Origin of the sequence: Glutamicibacter soli, from assembly GCF_052322135.1 — a bacterium.
GTDB classification, from domain to species: Bacteria; Actinomycetota; Actinomycetes; order Actinomycetales; family Micrococcaceae; genus Glutamicibacter; species Glutamicibacter soli.
The window spans coordinates 2,610,019-2,631,294 of sequence record NZ_CM125969.1 but is presented as its reverse complement, the minus strand read 5'-3'; the positions used below and the strand labels follow the sequence as shown (position 1 = coordinate 2,631,294).

General features: G+C 60.3%; 15 protein-coding genes and 1 tRNA gene. 15 read left to right on the top strand and 1 reads right to left on the bottom strand.

The window, feature by feature from the left end:
• Positions 1 to 182: 182 nt before the first annotated feature.
• The 8 genes from ACTX90_RS12440 to ACTX90_RS12405 all read left to right on the top strand — a co-directional run bounded on the left by ACTX90_RS12440 (position 183) and on the right by ACTX90_RS12405 (position 6,147).
• Positions 183 to 255, top strand: a tRNA-Trp gene (locus ACTX90_RS12440).
• 115 nt (positions 256 to 370) lie between these two features.
• Positions 371 to 619, top strand: coding sequence for a preprotein translocase subunit SecE (secE, locus tag ACTX90_RS12435; protein ID WP_047119693.1), 249 nt, complete (start codon positions 371 to 373; stop codon positions 617 to 619).
• A gap of 73 nt (positions 620 to 692) precedes the next feature.
• Positions 693 to 1,529, top strand: a complete 837-nt coding sequence (gene nusG / locus ACTX90_RS12430) for a transcription termination/antitermination protein NusG (protein WP_443442171.1) — start codon at positions 693 to 695, stop codon at positions 1,527 to 1,529.
• Between the two features lie 127 nt (positions 1,530 to 1,656).
• Positions 1,657 to 2,088: a 50S ribosomal protein L11 gene (gene rplK / locus ACTX90_RS12425; RefSeq protein WP_047119691.1), complete on the top strand. Its 432-nt coding sequence runs from the start codon at positions 1,657 to 1,659 to the stop codon at positions 2,086 to 2,088.
• A 139-nt stretch (positions 2,089 to 2,227) separates the two neighbouring features.
• Entirely contained in the window at positions 2,228 to 2,929 is a 702-nt protein-coding gene (rplA, locus tag ACTX90_RS12420) for a 50S ribosomal protein L1 (protein WP_047119690.1), read from the top strand.
• 932 nt (positions 2,930 to 3,861) lie between these two features.
• Positions 3,862 to 4,383, top strand: coding sequence for a 50S ribosomal protein L10 (gene rplJ, locus ACTX90_RS12415; protein WP_047119689.1), 522 nt, complete (start codon positions 3,862 to 3,864; stop codon positions 4,381 to 4,383).
• Positions 4,384 to 4,454: 71 nt separating this feature from the next.
• Positions 4,455 to 4,829, top strand: coding sequence for a 50S ribosomal protein L7/L12 (gene rplL, locus ACTX90_RS12410; RefSeq protein WP_047119688.1), 375 nt, complete (start codon positions 4,455 to 4,457; stop codon positions 4,827 to 4,829).
• A 148-nt stretch (positions 4,830 to 4,977) separates the two neighbouring features.
• Positions 4,978 to 6,147: an acyltransferase family protein gene (locus ACTX90_RS12405; protein ID WP_443442170.1), complete on the top strand. Its 1,170-nt coding sequence runs from the start codon at positions 4,978 to 4,980 to the stop codon at positions 6,145 to 6,147.
• On the opposite strand, the gene ACTX90_RS12400 is transcribed toward ACTX90_RS12405, so the two are convergent.
• Positions 6,101 to 6,598 carry an aminoacyl-tRNA deacylase gene (locus tag ACTX90_RS12400; protein ID WP_082123944.1) on the bottom strand — a complete coding sequence of 166 codons (498 nt, stop codon included), beginning with the start codon at positions 6,596 to 6,598 and terminating at the stop codon, positions 6,101 to 6,103. The two genes, ACTX90_RS12405 and ACTX90_RS12400, sit on opposite strands and share 47 nt — an antisense overlap.
• A 711-nt stretch (positions 6,599 to 7,309) precedes the next feature.
• On the opposite strand from ACTX90_RS12400, the gene rpoB reads away from it, so the two are divergent.
• The 7 genes from rpoB (at position 7,310) to tuf (ending at position 21,145) form a co-directional block, all read left to right on the top strand.
• Complete coding sequence (gene rpoB, locus ACTX90_RS12395) at positions 7,310 to 10,816, top strand: DNA-directed RNA polymerase subunit beta (protein ID WP_053799447.1); 3,507 nt, start codon at positions 7,310 to 7,312, stop codon at positions 10,814 to 10,816.
• Positions 10,817 to 10,914: 98 nt separating this feature from the next.
• The gene (locus ACTX90_RS12390) at positions 10,915 to 14,805 is read left to right on the top strand and encodes a DNA-directed RNA polymerase subunit beta' (protein ID WP_047119686.1); all 3,891 of its coding nucleotides are present in this window, start codon (positions 10,915 to 10,917) and stop codon (positions 14,803 to 14,805) included.
• Between the two features lie 214 nt (positions 14,806 to 15,019).
• Positions 15,020 to 16,255: a phospholipase D-like domain-containing protein gene (locus tag ACTX90_RS12385; RefSeq protein ID WP_053798531.1), complete on the top strand. Its 1,236-nt coding sequence runs from the start codon at positions 15,020 to 15,022 to the stop codon at positions 16,253 to 16,255.
• 431 nt (positions 16,256 to 16,686) lie between these two features.
• The gene (rpsL, locus tag ACTX90_RS12380; RefSeq protein WP_047119685.1) at positions 16,687 to 17,061 is read left to right on the top strand and encodes a 30S ribosomal protein S12; all 375 of its coding nucleotides are present in this window, start codon (positions 16,687 to 16,689) and stop codon (positions 17,059 to 17,061) included.
• Entirely contained in the window at positions 17,061 to 17,531 is a 471-nt protein-coding gene (rpsG, locus tag ACTX90_RS12375; protein ID WP_047119684.1) for a 30S ribosomal protein S7, read from the top strand. Before rpsL ends, rpsG begins: the two co-directional genes overlap by 1 nt.
• 69 nt (positions 17,532 to 17,600) lie before the next feature.
• Positions 17,601 to 19,715, top strand: a complete 2,115-nt coding sequence (gene fusA, locus ACTX90_RS12370) for an elongation factor G (protein WP_047119683.1) — start codon at positions 17,601 to 17,603, stop codon at positions 19,713 to 19,715.
• Between the two features lie 239 nt (positions 19,716 to 19,954).
• A complete protein-coding gene (tuf, locus tag ACTX90_RS12365; protein WP_113607438.1) occupies positions 19,955 to 21,145 on the top strand; it encodes an elongation factor Tu in 1,191 nt (396 codons plus the stop codon).
• Positions 21,146 to 21,276: the final 131 nt, after the last annotated feature.

The window sequence follows — 21,276 nt, the reverse complement described above, 5'->3', positions numbered from 1 at the left end:
AAAAATGACCTCTCACGACCAGTCCAGTGGTGACGAAAATGCGTTATGCGCCACACTGCATCTGTCCAGTTCGACATTTTGGATTTCGTTGCGTAAAGTTATTTCTCGTTGCAAAGACATCGCAACGGACAAGGCATAACGCTGAATCCGACAAGATTATGCAACGGAGCATTCAGCTCTAAAGGGTAGTGGCGCAATTGGTAGCGCAGCGGTCTCCAAAACCGCAGGTTGCAGGTTCGAGTCCTGTCTGCCCTGCGCAGTAGCGATCTATCGCTCAGCGAGAATCTCACGTCACGGTGTGTTGTGGTCAGAACGGCTGCGGCACACCGTGATTGTTTCAACTGGCCAAAAAATTGAAACGAGGAACAACGTGACAGAGGCTGTAGTGAACTCGGGCAAAGGCAAGCAGAAAAAGGGCATCTTCGCCCGCATCATGCTGTTCTTCCGCCAGGTAATCGGCGAACTGAAAAAAGTCGTCACACCAACGCGCAGCGAACTCGTGAACTACTTCTTCGTTGTTCTTGGCTTCGTCGTGGTGGTCATCGCGATCGTCACAGCGTTAGACTTCGTCTTCGGGCAGGGATCGATCCTCCTGTTCACCCGGCAAGTAGAACAGTAATTTGATTGCCTCGGCGGTATAATCGCTCCGAGGCAATTTTAGTGTCATCCAGTCAAAGAAAGCAGGATCCGCAGTGTCCGACAAGGAACTCGAACCGCAGATTAATGACGAGGTCGAAAACGAGTTCGTTGAAGCCACCGGCGATCAGGTGGAGGCAGCTGAAGAAGCTGCAATCGACGAAACCGAAGAGGCAACCGCAGCGGTTGACGAATCCTTCGAGGCCCTCGTTGCGGACGTGGATGCCGATGACGCAGACGCCGAGGAAGAAGCTCCAGCAGAAGAGGAGGCTGCCGACAAGGTAGCCAAGCTCAAGGAAGAATTCCGCACGAAGCTGCGCCGTCTTCCGGGCGACTGGTTCGTAATCCACACCTACGCAGGTTACGAAAACCGCGTGAAGGTCAACCTCGAAACCCGTATCCAGACCCAGGACATGGAAGATTTCATCTACGAAATCCAGGTTCCGATGGAAGAGGTCGTCGAGGTCAAGAACACCCAGCGCAAGATCGTGCGCCGTGTGCGCATTCCGGGCTACGTCCTGGTGCGCATGGAACTGACCGACGCTTCGTGGGGTGTTGTTCGACACACCCCAGGCGTCACCGGCTTCGTGGGCAACGCCCACGATCCGAACCCGCTGAACCTCGATGAAGTGTTCTCCATGCTGGAGCACACCGTGGTCGACCCGGCCGAGCAGCCAAACGCCGCGAAGCCAGGCCGCGCCCCGATTACCGAGGTCACCGTGGACTTCGAGGTCGGCGAATCGGTCATCGTCAACGATGGTCCGTTCGAGACCATGCCGGCTACGATCTCCGAGATCAAGCTGGAAGCCGCTCAGCTGGTTGTGCTCGTTTCGATCTTCGAACGCGAGACCCCGGTGACCCTGAACTTCAACCAGGTCACCAAGATCCAGTAGTATTAAGTCTTCGTGCCCCGCTTCGAGTGCTTTCGATGCGAGGGCGCGTTCGGCTGTCGCGCCACGATAGCCACAACCCGCACCACGCTCCTGTGCTGCGGGAACTGCAAGAGTAGAAGGACCCGACATGGCCCCAAAGAAAAAGGTCACCGGACTCATCAAGCTGCAGATCCAGGCAGGTGCTGCTAACCCAGCTCCTCCAATCGGTCCTGCACTTGGCCAGCACGGCGTCAACATCATGGAATTCTGCAAGGCTTACAACGCTGCCACCGAGTCGCAGCGCGGTAACGTGATTCCAGTTGAAATCACCGTGTACGAAGACCGTTCGTTCACTTTCATCACTAAGACCCCACCTGCAGCTGAGCTGATCAAGAAGGCTGCCGGCATCGCCAAGGGCTCGGGTGTTCCGCACACCAACAAGGTTGCAAACCTGACCCAGGCACAGGTTGAGGAAATCGCCACCTCCAAGATGGCTGACCTCAACGCAAACGATCTGGCTGCAGCAGCCAAGATCATCGCCGGCACCGCTCGCTCCATGGGCGTGACCGTAGAAGGCTAATAACGCCTTCGGTCATTCGCCCCATGGGTGAAGGACACTCAAGAATTCAAGAAATGGCGATAAGTTCACCCGGACTTTTCGCCCGTGGCAGGACCCAGCGCGGTCCACATGACCACGACTGCATAAGGAGATAACGCAGATGGCAAAGCGCAGCAAAGCATATGTAGCCGCCGCGGCTAAGATCGAGGCTGACAAGTTCTACGCTCCAGCCGAGGCAATCGCCCTGGCCAAGGAGATCGCTGGCGACAAGACCCACTCGACCGTTGAGGTTGCATTCCGCCTGGGTGTCGACCCACGCAAGGCCGACCAGATGGTTCGCGGTACCGTGAACCTGCCACACGGCACCGGCAAGACCGCCCGCGTGGTTGTTTTCGCCAACGGTGACAAGGCTGAGGCAGCCCGCGAAGCCGGCGCCGACTTCGTTGGCTCGGACGACCTGATCGAAAAGATCCAGGGCGGCTGGACCGACTTCGACGCAGCGGTTGCTACCCCGGACCTGATGGGCAAGGTTGGCCGCCTGGGTAAGATCCTCGGCCCACGTAACCTGATGCCAAACCCTAAGACCGGCACCGTGACCATGGATGTGGCCAAGGCTGTTACCGACATCAAGGGCGGCAAGATCGACTTCCGCGTCGACAAGCACTCGAACCTGCACTTCATCATTGGCAAGGCTTCGTTCGATGCCAAGCAGCTGACCGAGAACTACGCAGCTGCACTGGATGAGGTTCTGCGTCTGAAGCCTTCGGCTTCGAAGGGCCGCTACATCTCGAAGGCCACCATCGCTACCACCTTCGGTCCAGGCATCCCTGTTGACTCGAACGTAACCCGCGTTGAGGCCTAAGCTTTAGAGCTTATTTAAGCCCGCGGGCTCCATCACTGATCGTGATGGTGCCCGCGGGCTTTTGCATTCCCCGAGGGCATCCGCTGTTGTGCAAGCAACCTCCCAAGGTCGATAACAGGGCTGCCCCGGCGCCGTGGGTCCAGGGGAGCGGGAGAAGCCAGGCGTCGGGCCGGCCAGGAAATGGGCGGCCAAATCAAGTGCACCCTCACCCAGATGCGCCCGCAACAGGGCACGGACCTGGGATGAATCTCCGAGTGGGTGCATCCAGAAGTGGACTTTCGTGATGAGCCTCCCGGGCAGTGCGATACGCGGGGAATCGAGAGGAACGCGGACGCTGGAAACCCTCCTCAAAGCGCTAAAATCGGCCACGCTCGCATAAACATGCAAATGCGTTCAATTTTTTTCATCATGCGTTTAACCCCGTAATTTCGCGGATCTTGGAGTGTCAACCCCCGAAAACATGGGAAATTCATTGGAATTTGCCAGCTTACGGTTCTGTGTCATGGGCAAGAAATGCTACCATTGAAGCACTGATTTATTCAGCGGTGTCTGCATGGGACCCCCAAGACTATGCAGGCGCTGGGTGGGTAAGTTTCCCCAAAGCTTACTCATCGACAAGGAGCCTGTATCTAGCGTCCCCCAAGTGCTAGATGCAGGCCTTGTCTTTTTAAGCAGCGGTTCAAGTGGGCGGTATCACGCCTCGACGATACCGCTGAATTTGGAAGAGGGCGTGATGCGTGCCTACAATAGAAATACCGAAGACCGTCGGTTGAGCATTTATGCTCCTAAAGGTCCGCAAGGACGACCAACGCAGGTTTCATAGATTTGATTTGACTTGAATGAGTTGAACTGCCCTGTGCTCCTGCGCGGGGCCTTTTTTATGGCCTCGCCGGTTATGAAACGGTACCGAACAAATCCCCGGAAGGAGTGTTATGGCAACCCCGAGCAAGACTGCAGCGATTGAAGAGATCACTGCTGACTTCAAAGATTCGTCTGCGGCTGTCTTGACCGAATACCGTGGGCTTACCGTTGCACAGCTCAAGGATCTGCGCCGCTCGCTTGGTCAGGAGACCAAGTACGCCGTTGTGAAGAATACCTTGACCGCTATCGCAGCGAAGGAAGCCGGCATCGAAGCATTCGATGACCAGCTTTCCGGTCCGACCGCTATCGCCTTCATTAAGGGCGATGCAGTTGCTGCCGCAAAGAGCCTCACGGAGTTCGCCAAGGCCAACGACAAGCTGGTTATCAAGACCGGTTGGTTCGAAGGCAAGGCACTTGATACGGCCGGCATCGCAGCCTTGGCTGCGCTGGAATCGCGCGAGACTCAGCTGGCACGTGTTGCTGCCGTGCTGCAGGCTCCAGCTTCCGCTGCTGCCCGCGTCGTCGACGCCCTGCGTGCAAAGCTCGAAGAGAACGGTGGCGCTGCCGCCGAGGAAGCCCCGGCAGAAGCCTAAGCTTTCGAGATTCTCTCGCAACGTAACCCATATTCATAGGCCGCAAGGCCAAAACCGAAAGGACGCCGACCATGGCGAAGCTCACCAACGAAGAGCTGCTTTCCGCATTCAAGGAAATGACCATCATCGAGCTTTCCGAGTTCGTTAAGGAATTCGAAGAGACCTTCGACGTTACCGCTGCTGCTGTTGCAGTTGCAGGCCCGGCTGCCGGTGGCGAAGCCGCTGCTGAAGAGCAGACCGAATTCGACGTAGTCCTGGAGTCGGCTGGCGACAAGAAGATCGCAGTCATCAAGGAAGTTCGCGCAATCACCTCCCTGGGTCTGAAGGAAGCTAAGGAGCTCGTTGACGGCGCTCCTAAGGCTCTGCTCGAGGGTGTTGCCAAGGACGCTGCTGAGAAGGCTAAGGAAGCCCTCGAAGCTGCCGGTGCAACCGTTACCGTTAAGTAAGTTACGCGGTCACTCGCAACTTATTACCAAGGGTCCACAGATTTCGATCTGTGGGCCCTTGGCCGTTAACTGAATGATTTCTTAGAAATAGATTTATAACGTTTCTATTAACAGCGTTTTTATAGGTTCAGTGTTTAAAGTTGGAGGCGTGCCAAACAGCGATACCATTCAGCCGCGTCAACCGGCCCCGCGCTTGGGATTACTGGACGGTCTACGTATCACCGCAGCCGTGGTCGTAGTCCTCTACCACTACACCGCATGGGGCCACAATTTCTGGGGTCAACATGCCCACGATACTTGGCCGGTGCTCTCGACGGTCACCCGGTACGGCCAGATCGGCGTACAGCTGTTTTTCCTGATCTCCGGCTTCGTGATCCTGATGTCGATGCAGGGCAAATCGGTCATCCAATTCATCGGTTCGCGCGTGGGCAGGCTCTATCCCGCTTATTGGGTTGCCGTGCTCGCGGCAGCGCTGCTGTCTTTCGTCTTCTGGCCATCGATCGCCGACGGACGCACTCCGGCGGACATCTTGCCGAACCTGACCATGATGCAAACGGCGTTCGAGGTGCGGCATCTGGACGGCGTGTATTGGACGCTCTGGGTCGAACTGCGCTTCTACATCCTGCTTGGCATCATGCTCTTGTGCGGCCTGGTGAAGAACAAGTCGATCATGCTGCTCTCGGTGCTCTGGCCTGCGCTGGGCCTCTATCTGCACTTCACCAGCTACGTGAAACTCCAGGACTGGATCGCCGGCCCCTACGCCGCGCTCTTCGCCGCAGGCATGGTGCTCTACCTGATCTACCGCGATGGCCACAGCCTGCTGCGCTGGTTCGTCGTGGCATTCAATACCGTGATCGCGGCCTACTTCACCGGCTTGAAGGGCAGCGAAGACGCGCTGCAACTGTCGAACATGCACGTTCCCGCGTGGCACTTCCAGGCGCTGATCGTGCTCTGCGTTGGCCTGCTGGCGCTGTGCACGCTAACGCCGCTGAAACATATCCGAGCCAAATGGCTTGCCGTTGCCGGTTCCCTGACCTTCCCGCTCTACCTGTTCCACCAACTGTGGGGATGGTGGATCATCGAGCAGCTGCATGGCCAAGTGAACAAGTACTTCCTGCTGACCGGCACCGTTGCGGTGCTGATGCTGTGGTCCTATGCTGTTGTGCGATTCATCGAGAAGCCGCTGGGCCTGCGCCTGCGCAATGCAACGATCGCCGGCCTGACCAAGGCCAAGACCGCCACGCAGAAAATATTCGCGAAGCCTCCAGTGGCTATTCCGGAGTCGAAATATCAGCAATCGTGGCCTCAAAGCCGCTGACCAGATCCTGGGGATCCACCAGCAGGCCGTGCAGCGGATCCCCGCTGCCCATGGCCACGCGCTCGGGAACCGGATCGGCGAAGACGCTCGCATCGATGATCACCGGCAGTGCCGTGTGGGAGCCGAAGGGCGTAATGGTGCCGCGCACGAAATGAGTGACGGCCAACGCGGTCTCGGCATCGGGTAGCGAAAGCTTGTTGACCCGGAGCACCGCGCGGATCTTCGCCCAATCCAGTTTGCGGCCGCCCGGGATCAGGGCGAAGACGAATGAATCGTCCGATCGCTTGAGCACCAAGGTCTTGAGCAGATGCCCAGGTACCACACCCAGAAGTTCGGCGGCTTCCTCAAGGGACGTCGCCGCTGCCCGGGGAACGATGTCGATCGGCACTTCGCGGCGTGCTGCATCCAGCAGAACGCGGGTCATTGCTTCCGACGACTTCAGATCCGACATTGAAAACCCCTCATCACGTGACCGGCCCGGTCGCAGTGCAGGTGGGCAGCGCTGCGACCGCGGCATGCTTATAGCTGAGCCTAGTGCAGAAGATCCTGGCAGGCGGTGTTTGCCAACGCGACACTTGATGCCGCGCCGATTCCCGGATCGCGGGAGTACCCGTGGGATACGGCCACGGTGGGGGATAGGCAATGCAGCGGTGCGGGTGCTGAGCGGGCGCCTTCGGGCAGAAGCAATTTCCGTCAATCGCAGAAACTGCGCTCATTTGGAATCCGGAGCGCAAGATCGACGGCCCCGTGAAACTCCTGTGACTAATCGCACGTAGGTGCGGCACTCGAATTTTTCGGCCACCAGGTGTGAACTAGCTCATGCCCTCGCGGTGTAAATCGCAGGGAAAAAATGCCGGGATCATCTGGGAAAAGTTCCTGCCCGGGGGAGCAGGGCGACGCTGCCAGCGCGGGAAATCCGGGGTCCCGGGACACTGGAGCGAGGGGTTGCGAGAGCAGAACCAAAAACTATAGCACGGATTTTGGCCGGAGGTGTCGACAAGTGCAAATTCCTCCGGTAAGGTTGAAATTTGCGCCTTACTGTTTGCGCGCGCGGCCTTCATATAGCGGTGGGTCTCGTGGACGAAAAAGAGGGCTTGTCCTATGACAGGCACCTTAGCACGGTAAGCGTTCGGAAACCTGACGGTCTTTGGAAGGATCCATCTTGGTCGCCTCGAGCAACCCTAACAACCAAACCGCTAGTTCGGCTCGCGATGCTGCATACGCTGGCCGACTTTCTTTTGCAAAGATTCACGAACCACTTGAAGTGCCTAACCTGCTGGCATTGCAGACCGAGAGCTTTGACCGCCTCGTCGGCAATGAGCGCTGGGTAGAGCGCCTGACCAAGGCCGAAGCTGCTGGCGACTCCAGCGTGCCGAACACCTCGGGACTGGCCGAAATCTTCGAGGAAATCTCACCGATCGAGGACTTCCAGGACACCATGTCCCTGAGCTTCTCGGAGCCGGAGTTCGCTGATCCGAAGTACACCATTGCGGAGTGCAAGGACCGCGACGCCACCTACTCGGCACCGCTGTACGTCAAGGCCGAATTCATGAACAATGAAACCGGCGAAATCAAGCAGCAGACCGTGTTCATGGGCGATTTCCCGCTGATGACTGAAAAGGGCACCTTCATCATCAACGGCACCGAGCGTGTCGTGGTGTCCCAGCTGGTCCGCTCCCCGGGTGCATACTTCGAGTCCGCACCGGACAAGACCAGTGACAAGACCATCTACTCGGCACGCATCATCCCGTCCCGCGGTGCATGGTTCGAACTGGAAATCGACAAGCGCGACCAGATCGGCGTGCGCCTGGACCGCAAGCGCAAGCAGTCGGTCACCGTCCTGCTTAAGGCCTTGGGCTGGAGCGAAGAGCAGATTCTGTCCGAATTCGGCCAGTACGACTCGGTACGCGCCACCCTTGAGAAGGACAACATCAAGGACCAGAACGAAGCGCTTCTGGACATCTACCGCAAGCTGCGTCCAGGCGAGCCTCCTACGGTCGAGGCAGCCCAGGCTCTGCTGAAGAACATGTACTTCGAGCCTAAGCGCTACGACCTGGCAAAGGTCGGCCGCTACAAGATCAACCGCAAGCTCGGCGTGGAGACCCCGGTCAACGCTGAGAACGCTTCGGTGCTCTCGATCGACGACCTCGTCGCCATGATCCGCTACCTGGTTGCGTTGCACGCAGGCGAGAAGACCATCTCCGGCACCCGCAAGGGCGAGATCGTCGATATTCCGGTGAACGTGGACGACATCGACCACTTCGGCAACCGCCGCATCCGCGCGGTGGGCGAACTGATCGAGAACCAGATCCGCACCGGCCTGTCCCGCATGGAGCGTGTTGTGCGCGAGCGCATGACCACCCAGGACGTCGAGGCGATCACCCCGCAGACCCTGATCAACATCCGCCCAGTGGTGGCAGCGATCAAGGAGTTCTTCGGAACCTCGCAGCTCTCGCAGTTCATGGACCAGAACAACCCGCTGGCCGGCCTGACCCACAAGCGCCGCCTGTCGGCCCTGGGCCCGGGCGGCCTGTCGCGCGACCGCGCCGGCATGGAAGTTCGAGACGTCCACCCGTCGCACTACGGCCGCATGTGCCCGATTGAAACCCCGGAAGGCCCGAACATCGGCTTGATCGGTTCGTTGGCGACCTACGGCCGCATCAACGCCTTCGGCTTCATCGAGACCCCGTACCGCAAGGTGTCCAACGGCGTCGTGTCCAACGAGGTCGAGTACCTGACCGCGGACGACGAGCTGCAGCACTACATCGCGCAGGCCAACGCCCCGCTGGATGAGAACGGCGCGTTCATCGAAGACGCCGTGCTGGTCCGCGAAAAGGGCGGTGGCGGCGAGCCTGTCATCGTCGACGCCGATGAAGTGACCTTCATGGACGTTTCCCCGCGCCAGATGGTGTCCGTGGCTACCGCTCTGATTCCATTCCTGGAGCACGACGACGCCAACCGCGCACTGATGGGCGCCAACATGCAGCGCCAGGCTGTGCCACTGCTGCAGTCGGACCGACCGCTGGTCGGCACCGGCATGGAGAAGTACGCCGCGGTTGACGCCGGCGACTCCGTGGTGGCCGGAAAGCCGGGCGTGGTGACCGAGGTCTCCGCCGACCTGGTGGTTGTCATGAACGACGACGGCACCGAGTCGATGTACCCGATCATGAAGTTCGCCCGCTCGAACCAGGGCAACGCCTACAACCAGCGCGTGCGCGTGTCCGAAGGCGACCGCCTGGAGTACCAGTCGATCATCGCCGACGGCCCGTCCACCGACATGGGCGAGCTGTCCCTGGGCAAGAACCTGCTCGTGGCATTCATGTCCTGGGAAGGCTACAACTACGAGGATGCGATCATCCTCTCCCAGCGCATGATCTTCGACGACGTGCTGACCTCGATCCACATCGAGGAGCATGAGGTCGACGCCCGCGACACCAAGCTGGGCGCCGAGGAAATCACCCGCGACATCCCGAATGTCTCGGAAGACATCCTCTCCCAGCTCGACGACCGCGGCATCGTGTACATCGGTGCAGAGGTCGAGGCCGGCGACGTGCTGGTGGGTCGCGTGACCCCGAAGGGCGAAACCGAGCTGACCCCTGAAGAGCGCCTGTTGCGCGCCATCTTCGGTGAGAAGTCCCGCGAAGTGCGCGACACCTCCCTGAAGGTGCCGCACGGCGAGTCGGGCACCGTCATCGGCGTTCGCATCTTCGACCGCGACAACGACGACGAGCTGAGCCCGGGCGTCAACCAGCTGGTGCGCGTGTACGTGGCCCAGAAGCGCAAGATCACCAACGGTGACAAGCTCGCAGGCCGCCACGGCAACAAGGGCGTCATCTCCAAGATCCTGCCGCTGGAGGACATGCCGTTCCTGGAGGACGGCACTCCGCTGGACGTCGTGCTGAACCCGCTGGGTGTGCCAGGCCGCATGAACGTGGGCCAGGTCATGGAAATCCACCTGGGCTGGGCAGCCAAGCAGGGTTGGAACATCGAGGGCGAGCCTCAGTGGGTCAAGGACCTGCCGAACCTGCCTCGCCAGTCGGGTCCGACCACCGTGGCAACCCCGGTCTTCGACGGCGCCTCGGAAGAGGAAATCCGCGGAATCCTGGATTCGACCAACAAGACCCGCGACGGCGTGCGCCTGATCGGCAACTCCGGCAAGGCCCGTCTGTTCGACGGCCGCTCCGGCGAGCCGTTCCCGGATCCGGTATCGGTCGGCTACATGTACATCTTGAAGCTGCACCACCTGGTGGACGACAAGATCCACGCCCGCTCCACCGGTCCGTACTCCATGATCACCCAGCAGCCGCTGGGCGGTAAGGCCCAGTTCGGTGGCCAGCGCTTCGGTGAGATGGAAGTGTGGGCCCTGGAGGCCTACGGCGCAGCTTACACGCTGCAGGAAATCCTGACCATCAAGTCGGATGATATCCACGGCCGCGTGAAGGTCTACGAAGCCATCGTGAAGGGCGAGAACGTGCCGGAGCCCGGTGTTCCGGAATCGTTCAAGGTTCTGATCAAGGAAATGCAGTCGCTGTGCCTGAACGTCGAGGTGCTCGGCACCGACGGCCAGACAATCGAAATGCGCGAATCGGACGAGGAATCATTCCGTGCCGCAGAAGAGCTCGGCATCGACCTGTCCCGGTCGGAGCCGAACTCCGTAGAGGAAGTGTAGTCCGGTGCGCCGCCCGGACTGCACAGCCCGGGCGGCCGCGCCGCACACCGACTTATTCGTATCGACTTCAGACACCATAGAAGAGAGAAAAGGACCCTATGTCCAACGATTCCTCATTCGGCCTCATGCGCATCAACCTTGCCACCGCGGACGAGATCCGCGCTTGGAGCTACGGCGAGGTTAAGAAGCCTGAAACCATCAACTACCGCACCCTGAAGCCGGAGAAGGACGGTCTTTTCTGCGAAAAGATCTTCGGTCCTTCCCGCGACTGGGAATGCTACTGCGGCAAGTACAAGCGCGTGCGCTTCAAGGGCATCATCTGCGAACGCTGCGGCGTCGAGGTGACCCGTGCGAACGTGCGCCGCGAACGCATGGGTCACATCGAGCTTGCTGCTCCCGTGACCCACATCTGGTACTTCAAGGGCGTTCCTTCGCGCTTGGGCTACCTGCTGGATCTGGCACCCAAGGACCTGGAAAAGGTCATCTACTTCGCCGCCTACATGATCACTTCGGTGAACGAGGAACGCCGCCACGCGGAGATGCCGAACCTGCAGGCACAGCACGACCTTGAACTGCGCCAGCTGGCCAACAATGCCGAGGCCGACAAGAAGGCTGTTGCCGCCGACCTGGAAGCAGAGCTGGAGCGTCTTGAGGCAGACGGCGCCAAGAACGCCGAGCTGAACAAGGCCCGCACCCTGGCCGAGAAGACCGTGCTGCAGATCGACAAGCGCGCCAAGGCGGAGTCCGAGCGCCTGCGTGCGGTCTGGGAACGCTTCAAGGGCCTGAAGGTCGCCGACCTCGAAGGCGACGAAGGCCTGTACCGCACCATGCGTGAGAAGTACGGACTGTTCTTCGAAGGCTCCATGGGCGCCGAGGCGATCCAGAAGCGCCTGGAGAACTTCGACCTCGAAGCCGAAGCCGAAGATCTCAAGCAGATCATCGACAACGGCAAGGGCCAGAAGAAGGCCCGCGCCCTCAAGCGCCTGAAGGTCGTCAACGCATTCCTGGCCAATGGCAACTCGCCAAAGGGCATGGTGCTCGACGCCGTTCCAGTGATCCCGCCGGAGCTGCGCCCGATGGTCCAGCTCGACGGTGGCCGTTTCGCCACCTCGGACCTGAACGACCTGTACCGCCGCGTGATCAACCGCAATAACCGCCTCAAGCGCCTGCTTGATCTCGGTGCGCCAGAGATCATCGTGAACAACGAAAAGCGCATGCTGCAGGAAGCCGTCGACTCGCTGTTCGACAACGGCCGCCGCGGCCGTCCGGTCACCGGACCGGGCAACCGTCCGCTGAAGTCGCTGTCCGACATGCTCAAGGGCAAGCAGGGCCGCTTCCGCCAGAACCTGCTCGGCAAGCGCGTTGACTACTCGGGCCGTTCGGTCATCGTGGTTGGCCCACAGCTGAAGCTGCACCAGTGCGGTCTGCCTAAGCAGATGGCCCTGGAGCTCTTCAAGCCGTTCGTGATGAAGCGCCTGGTTGACCTCAACCACGCGCAGAACATCAAGAGCGCCAAGCGCATGGTCGAGCGCTACCGCCCGCAGGTGTGGGATGTTCTCGAAGAGATCATTACCGAGCACCCGGTGCTGCTGAACCGTGCGCCTACCCTGCACCGCCTGGGCATCCAGGCCTTCGAGCCACAGCTGGTCGAAGGCAAGGCCCTGCAGCTGCACCCGCTGGTTTGCGGCGCGTTCAACGCTGACTTCGACGGCGACCAGATGGCAGTCCACCTGCCGCTGAGCCCGGAAGCTCAGGCTGAAGCACGCATCCTGATGCTGTCCTCGCACAACATCCTGAAGCCTTCGGACGGCCGTCCGGTGGCTCTGCCCTCGCAGGATATGATCATCGGCCTGCACCACCTCACCACCAAGCGCGAGGACGAGATCGGCGCCGGGCGCGTGTTCTCCTCGGTCTCCGAGGCCATCATGGCCAAGGACCGCGGCGAGCTGCACCTGAACGCCCCGATCAAGGTGCGTGTCGAGAACTTCGTTCCTTCGGACGAGCAGCCGGCCCCAGAGGGCTGGGAGCCGGGCACCGAAGCCTTGCTGGAGACCTCGCTGGGCCAGGTGCTGTTCAACGACACGCTGCCGGCGGACTACCCATGGGTTTCCCGCGTGGCCGGCAAGGATGCGCTCTCGGACATCGTCAACGACCTTGCCGAGCGCTACCCGAAGGTCGTCGCGGCGGCAACGCTGGACAACCTGAAGGACGCAGGTTTCCACTGGGCTACCCGCTCGGGCATCACCGTGGCGATCTCGGACATCACCTCGAACATGAACAAGGCAGAAATCCTTGAGCCGTACGAGGAACGTGCCCGCAAGGTCCAGGGTTCGTACGACAAGGGCCTGATCTCCGACATCGAACGCCGCCAGGACCTGATCGACATCTGGACCAAGGCCACCGACGAGGTTGCCGAGGCCATGAAGAACGGCATGGAAGAGCTGAACACCATTAACCGAATGGTGACCTCCAAGGCTCGTGGTAACTGGCTGCAACTGCGCCAGATTGCCGGTATCCGTGGTCTGGTGTCCAACCCCAAGGGCGAGATCATCCCGCGTCCGATCAAGTCTTCCTACCGTGAAGGCCTGTCGGTGCTGGAGTACTTCATCGCGACCCACGGCGCCCGTAAGGGCCTGGCGGATACCGCGCTGAAGACCGCCAACTCGGGTTACCTGACCCGTCGTCTGGTGGACGTCTCGCAGGATGTCATCGTTCGCGAAGAGGACTGCGGCACCAAGCGCGGCCTGACCGTCGCGATCGCCGACTCCAGCTCGGGCATCCGCATCAAGCACGAGACCGTGGAGAACTCGGCCTACACCCGTACGCTGGCCGCCGACGTCAAGGACGCCGAGGGCAACGTGCTGGCGACCGCCGGTTCCGACGTGGGCGACGTGCTGATCGACGAGCTGTACGCTGCAGGCGTGGATGAGATCCGCGTCCGCTCCGTGCTGACCTGCGACTCGGCCGTTGGAACCTGTGCGCTGTGCTACGGCCGTTCGCTGGCCACCGGCAAGACCGTGGACATCGGCGAGGCAGTGGGCATCATCGCCGCGCAGTCCATCGGCGAGCCCGGTACCCAGCTGACCATGCGTACCTTCCACACCGGTGGTGTGGCATCGGCCGACGACATCACCCAGGGTCTGCCTCGTATCCAGGAGCTCTTCGAAGCCCGTACCCCGAAGGGTGTGGCTCCGATGTCGGAGGTCTCCGGTCGCGTGTCGATCGAGGACGACGAGAAGCAGCTGCGTGTTGTGGTCACACCGGACAACGGCGACGAGAAGCAGGCCTACCCGGTTCTGCGTCGTGCCCGTCTGCTGGTGGAAGATGGCCAGTCCATCGTCGCCGGTACCCAGCTGACCAGCGGTACCCTTGACCCGAAGCAGGTGCTGCGAGTTCTGGGCCCACGCGAGGCGCAGAAGTTCCTGGTCCGCGAGGTCCAGGACGTGTACCAGTCCCAGGGTGTGGGCATCCACGATAAGCACGTGGAAGTCATCGTCCGCCAGATGCTGCGTCGCGTCACCGTCATCGAGTCCGGCGAGACCGAGTTGCTCCCGGGTGAGCTGGCCGACCGTTCGCGCTTCACCGCTGCGAACCGCAAGGCAGTCGCCGAGGGCAAGCGTCCGGCCGCTGGCCGTGACGAGATGATGGGCATCACCAAGGCATCGCTGGCCACCGATTCGTGGCTGTCGGCGGCTTCCTTCCAGGAAACCACCCGCGTCCTGACCCAGGCCGCGATGGAGGGCAAGGAAGATCCGCTGCGCGGTCTGAAGGAGAACGTGATCATCGGTAAGCTGATCCCGGCCGGTACCGGTCTGGATCGCTACACCCAGGTCGAGGTCGAGCCGACCGACGAGGCAAAGGCAACTTTGTTCACCGGTACCTCGGCATTCTCCTCGGGTCTCTACGACGATGCGCTGGAAGGCGGGCTGTCGCCTGAATTCCGCGCCATCTCGATGGACGACTACGACCACGGCTCGGACTTCCGCTAAACCGGCAAGCACCGAGGCTGGCAGCTAGCCAGCTCGTAGGGCGCCCGCCGCACACGCAAGTGTGCGGCGGGCGCTTGCGCTTTTAATTTGGCAAAGGCCTGTTCACCAGGGCTTCACTTGGTGCTCACCACAATATGAAATCGTGCAGAAGTTGGAGCGCGGGCTCGGGTAACCCCGCAACCCGCCACGAATCGAAGACGAAGACGGTGAGAAGTTGGGAAAGACATCACGAGCCATCGCAGCAGGGGCACTGGGCCTGGGACTGCTGTTCAGTACGCTGCCGGCGCAGGCCGCCGGGCAGATCGATCCGGGCAAGCAGCCCGAAACACCCTGCGCCGCAGCGCCGCCGGTCAAAATTGAAACCGGCGCGGTCTTCTCCGACCCGTTGCAGGACCGGGCCGGAGCAGTTGCCGAACGGTTGTGCTCCTACTTCAAGCAGGCCGATGCGGGGTCCACCATTTCGCTGGCGGCATTCGTGATTTCGGGACAGAGCGGCGAAGACTACGTCGACCAGTTGCTGGCCGCGCACGAACGCGGGGTGAAGATCCAGGTGGTCATGGACGGGTGGCAGATTTCCAAGGCGCCGTCGGCGCGGCTGATTAAGGCCCTGGGGACCGACACGACCGCCGGATCCTGGGTGGCGGTCTGCTCGAATACCTCGCCGGAGGGGAACACCAGCTCCTGCCAGGGGACCAAGGGCATGCACAACAAGTTCGCGCTGTTCTCCTCGGTGTCCGGGCAGCAGAACGTAGTGGTGCAGTCCTCGGCCAACGTCACGGATGTGAACCATGTGAGCTACTGGAACAACGCACTTACCGTGACCGGCGATGACGGGCTGTACCGTGCATACCGTTCCTACCATGCGGACATGGCTCGTATGGAGCAGACTCCGGATTACCACCGCACCGAGACCTCACGCGGGCCGGCCGGTGTGTCGGTCGTCCGCTTCTTCCCGGCGGCAACTGCGGACCCGGTGGCGCAACGGCTTTCGGAGCTGCAGTGCAAAAACAAGAACAGCTCGGTGGCTGTCACCATGAGCGAGTGGGACGATACGCGCGCCGCCGTCGCGGAAGAACTCGGGCGTCTGAAGGCCGAAGGCTGCGAGGTCACCGTGGCCGCTGGACCGGTTGACGGGCAGGTCGCCGCCGTGCTGGATGCCGCGGGCATCGAACGCCGCGTAGTAGAGGATACATCTACTACTGGACGCGTGCACTCGAAGTACTTCGTCGTGTCCGGAATGCGTGATTCAGCCTCTCCCGAAGGCAACCGCGGGGATGCCTCCTTCGTCTTCACTGGGAGCCACAATTACAATTCCACCAGTCTGCGCCGCAATGACGAGGCCATCTTGGAACTGCACAACCGCAATGTGGTCAAGGCCTACCAGGCCAACGCCCAGCGGCTGATGCAGATCGGGGAACCGGCCGGAGAAAAGCAGACAGTCAGCAAGTAGATTTATCTCCTGGCAGATATTGCTACTAGAGATTCCACTGGATCCTCCGCCTCGCTGTTCAGTGGGCCTTTACCTCGCGGCGCTCGCGCGTTCACGGGCGGGGGATAGGTTGGAGCCAGATTCCTCGCCGGTCGGCGGCATCAAGCAGTAATCGCACGGTGCCGACGCGGTGAGATAGCTTACTGTTCATGGTGCAGGGGCCGATTAATGCTAGAGTTAAGGCAATTGTTTTATGTGTGGCAAAATGGACACGGTCCGGGTTGCGGGTAGGTTGCGCAACGAATGCCACACTTTCGCACGCCTAGGGACATTCTGATCCTGGATGGGCGGTAAAGCAAGCAGTTAGTGCTGCAGAAGAACAGTGTGAGCCCGCAAGAGCCCGCCCGCTCCGATGCCGTGCCGAAGAACTTAGACAATGGAAGGACACGAAAGTGCCTACTATTCAGCAGCTGGTCCGCAAGGGCCGCTCGCCTAAGGTCGTAAAGACCAAGGCTCCTGCCCTGAAGGGCAACCCAATGCGCCGTGGCGTGTGCACCCGTGTGTACACCACCACCCCGAAGAAGCCGAACTCGGCACTGCGTAAGGTCGCACGTGTGCGCCTTGCCGGTGGTATTGAGGTCACCGCTTACATTCCAGGTGTCGGTCACAACCTGCAGGAACACTCCATCGTGCTCGTTCGCGGTGGTCGTGTGAAGGACTTGCCAGGTGTCCGCTACAAGATTGTTCGTGGTGCTCTGGATACCCAGGGTGTGAAGGATCGTAAGCAGGCTCGTTCCCGCTACGGTGCAAAGAAGGATGGTAAGTAATGCCTCGTAAGGGTCCGGCGCCAAAGCGCCCACTAGTTTCTGATCCAGTTTACGATTCCCCACTGGTCACCCAGCTGATCAACAAGGTTCTCGTAGACGGCAAGAAGTCCACCGCAGAGCGCATTGTTTACGGTGCACTCGAAGGTGCAGCTGCAAAGTCCGGCACCGACGCAGTGTCGACCCTCAAGAAGGCCATGGATAACATCCGCCCGGCCCTTGAGGTTCGTTCCCGCCGTGTTGGTGGCGCGACCTACCAGGTTCCTGTCGAGGTCAAGCCAGGCCGTGCAACCGCACTGGCTCTGCGCTGGCTGGTTGGCTACTCGAAGGCTCGCCGCGAGAAGACCATGATCGAGCGTCTGATGAACGAGATCCTGGACGCTTCGAACGGTCTGGGCGCAGCTGTGAAGCGTCGCGAAGACACTCACAAGATGGCTGAGTCCAACAAGGCATTCGCCCATTACCGCTGGTAAGAACCGCTTGGATTTGCTGGGCGTCTACCGGCGCCCAGCAAATCCAGCATCACCTCTTAGGGAGACAACGTGGCACAGGACGTGCTGACTGACCTGAACAAGGTCCGCAACATCGGCATCATGGCTCACATCGATGCCGGTAAGACCACTACTACTGAGCGCATCCTGTTCTACACGGGTGTAAACCACAAGCTCGGTGAGACCCACGACGGTGGCGCAACCACCGACTGGATGGAGCAGGAAAAGGAACGCGGTATCACCATTACCTCCGCGGCCGTGACTTGCTTCTGGAACAAGAACCAGATCAACATCATCGATACCCCGGGCCACGTTGACTTCACCGTTGAGGTGGAGCGCTCGCTGCGCGTGCTCGATGGCGCCGTTGCCGTGTTCGACGGCAAGGAAGGCGTTGAGCCTCAGTCCGAGACCGTTTGGCGTCAGGCTGACAAGTACAACGTTCCACGTATCTGCTTCGTGAACAAGATGGACAAGCTCGGTGCTGACTTCTACTTCACCGTGGACACCATCATCAACCGCCTGGGTGCCAAGCCGCTGGTCATGCAGCTGCCAATCGGCTCCGAGTCGGAGTTCACCGGCGTGGTGGACCTGCTGACCATGAAGGCATTCGTCTGGGAAGGCGACGCCAAGGGCGACGTCACCATGGGCGCTGCTTACGAGACTCGCGAAATTCCTGCAGACCTGCAGGAAAAGGCCGAAGAGTACCGCGCCAAGCTGGTCGAAGATGTCGCTGAGGCATCCGAAGAGCTCATGGAGAAGTACCTCGAAGGCGAAGAGATCTCGCTGGACGAGCTGAAGGCCGGCATCCGCAAGCTGACCGTGAACTCGGAAGCCTACCCGGTCTTCTGTGGTTCGGCGTTCAAGAACCGTGGTGTTCAGCCGATGCTGGACGCCGTGATCGACTTCCTGCCAAGTCCTCTGGACGTGGGCGCCATGGTAGGTCACGATCCAAAGAACGAGGAAATCGAGCTCACCCGCGAGCCTTCCGAGGATGCACCATTCTCGGCACTGGCTTTCAAGATCGCTGCTCACCCGTTCTTCGGTCAGCTCAACTTCGTCCGCGTTTACTCCGGCAAGGCCGAGTCCGGCGCACAGCTGCTGAACTCGACCAAGCAGAAGAAGGAACGCGTTGGCAAGCTCTTCCAGATGCACGCCAACAAGGAGCAGCCGGTAGACGAGATCCACGCAGGTCACATCTACGCTGTCATCGGCCTGAAGGACACCACTACCGGTGACACCCTGTGCGATCCACAGAATCCAATCGTCCTCGAGTCGATGACCTTCCCGGATCCAGTGATCTTCGTGGCCATCGAGCCTAAGACCAAGGGCGACCAGGAGAAGCTGTCGACCGCTATTCAGAAGCTGTCGGCGGAGGATCCAACCTTCACCGTTTCGCTGAACGAAGACACCGGCCAGACCGAAATCGGCGGCATGGGCGAACTCCACCTGGACATCCTGGTGGACCGCATGAAGCGTGAATTCCGCGTGGAGGCCAACGTCGGCAAGCCGCAGGTTGCATACCGCGAAACCATCAAGAAGGCTGTGGAGAAGGTCGACTTCACCCACAAGAAGCAGACCGGTGGTTCGGGCCAGTTCGCAAAGGTCCAGGTCACGTTCGAGCCTCTGGAAGTTGTGGACGGCGTAACCTACGAGTTCAAGAACGCCGTCACCGGCGGTCGCGTGCCTCGTGAGTACATCCCGTCGGTTGACGCTGGTATCCAGGATGCTATGCAGTACGGCATCCTCGCCGGCTACCCGCTGGTCGGCGTGAAGGCTACCCTCATCGATGGTGCCTACCACGACGTCGACTCCTCGGAAATGGCGTTCAAGATCGCCGGTTCGCAGGTCTTCAAGGAAGGTGCACGCCGCGCCAACCCTGTTCTGCTCGAACCGCTGATGGCCGTTGAAGTTCGTACCCCGGAAGAGTACATGGGCGACGTTATCGGCGACCTGAACTCCCGCCGTGGCTCGATCCAGGAGATGTCCGACGCCGCAGGCGTCAAGGTCATCCGCGCAGCTGTTCCGCTGTCTGAGATGTTCGGTTACATTGGTGACCTGCGTTCGAAGACCCAGGGTCGTGCAGTTTACTCGATGACCTTCGACAGCTACTCTGAGGTCCCGAAGGCAGTTGCCGACGAGATCATCCAGAAGTCCCGCGGCGAGTAATCGCCTCGGAACCAAAACTTGGCCGTGACCCCCGAGTGGGGAAGTGGCCGATCGCGAGGCCGGCGGAGATCCGTCGACGCCGGCCTTGCAAACGGCCAACGAGGGATTTGCATCACATGCAGGGCCCGCAGAGGACCGAAATTTCCATATTTATCCATGCCCCCAGTAGACTATTTGAAGTTCGTTTGCGAACCGCGCAGACGAAAAAAGTCTTCTGTAAATGTTTCTAGGAGGAACTTGTGGCAAAGGCAAAGTTCGAGCGCAGCAAGCCGCACGTCAACATTGGTACCATCGGTCACGTCGACCACGGTAAGACCACTCTGACCGCAGCAATCTCCAAGGTTCTGGCTGACAAGTACCCGGACCTGAACGAGCAGCGCGACTTCGCTAACATTGACTCGGCTCCGGAAGAGCGCCAGCGCGGTATTACCATCAACATCTCGCACATCGAGTACCAGACCGAGAAGCGTCACTACGCACACGTTGATGCTCCAGGTCACGCTGACTACGTCAAGAACATGATCACCGGTGCTGCTCAGATGGACGGCGCGATCCTGGTTGTTGCCGCAACTGACGGCCCAATGGCTCAGACCCGCGAGCACGTTCTGCTGGCCCGCCAGGTTGGTGTTCCTACCCTGATGGTCGCACTGAACAAGTCCGACATGGTTGACGACGAAGAGCTGCTCGAGCTCGTGGAGATGGAAGTTCGTGAACTTCTGTCCTCGCAGGGCTTCGATGGCGACGACGCACCAGTCATCAAGGTTTCGGCTCTGAAGGCCCTCGAAGGCGATCCAAAGTGGGTTGCAGCTGTTGAGGAACTGATGGACGCTGCTGACACCTTCATCCCGGATCCAGTTCGCGACCGCGACAAGCCATTCCTGATGCCGATCGAGGACGTCTTCACCATCACCGGTCGCGGTACCGTGGTGACCGGTCGCGCCGAGCGTGGCACCCTGGCCATCAACTCGGAAGTTGAGATCGTTGGCATCCGCCCGATCCAGAAGACCACCGTTACCGGTATCGAGATGTTCCACAAGCAGCTCGACGAAGCATGGGCAGGCGAGAACTGTGGTCTGCTGCTTCGCGGTCTGAAGCGCGACGATGTTGAGCGCGGTCAGGTTGTCGTAGCCCCAGGCTCGATCACCCCGCACACCAACTTCGAAGCCAACGTCTACATCCTGTCGAAGGACGAAGGCGGACGTCACAACCCGTTCTACTCGAACTACCGTCCGCAGTTCTACTTCCGCACCACCGACGTTACCGGCGTTATCACCCTCCCAGAGGGCACCGAAATGGTTATGCCAGGCGACAACACCGAAATGTCGGTTGAGCTGATCCAGCCAATCGCTATGGAAGAGGGCCTCGGCTTCGCAATCCGCGAAGGCGGCCGCACCGTTGGTTCGGGCAAGGTCACCAAGATCACCAAGTAGTCTCTGCTTGACGATCTAGATCGCTAGCGGTCTATCGGCAATCCCCGCCACTCATTACGAGTGGCGGGGATTTCTGTCTTAAATGCTACCCGATGTGGTGAGTAACTCTAAAAGGTGGTCTAATTAGAGGG

Excerpts from the sequence above, each read along its gene's own strand:
- rplK (WP_047119691.1), top strand. The coding sequence starts at position 1,657 with ATGGCCCCAAAGAAAAAGGTCACCGGACTCATCAAGCTGCAGATCCAG.
- rplA (WP_047119690.1), top strand. The coding sequence starts at position 2,228 with ATGGCAAAGCGCAGCAAAGCATATGTAGCCGCCGCGGCTAAGATCGAG.
- ACTX90_RS12400 (WP_082123944.1), bottom strand. The coding sequence starts at position 6,598 with ATGTCGGATCTGAAGTCGTCGGAAGCAATGACCCGCGTTCTGCTGGAT.
- rplJ (WP_047119689.1), top strand. The coding sequence starts at position 3,862 with ATGGCAACCCCGAGCAAGACTGCAGCGATTGAAGAGATCACTGCTGAC.
- ACTX90_RS12390 (WP_047119686.1), top strand. The coding sequence starts at position 10,915 with ATGTCCAACGATTCCTCATTCGGCCTCATGCGCATCAACCTTGCCACC.
- rpsG (WP_047119684.1), top strand. The coding sequence starts at position 17,061 with ATGCCTCGTAAGGGTCCGGCGCCAAAGCGCCCACTAGTTTCTGATCCA.
- rplL (WP_047119688.1), top strand. The coding sequence starts at position 4,455 with ATGGCGAAGCTCACCAACGAAGAGCTGCTTTCCGCATTCAAGGAAATG.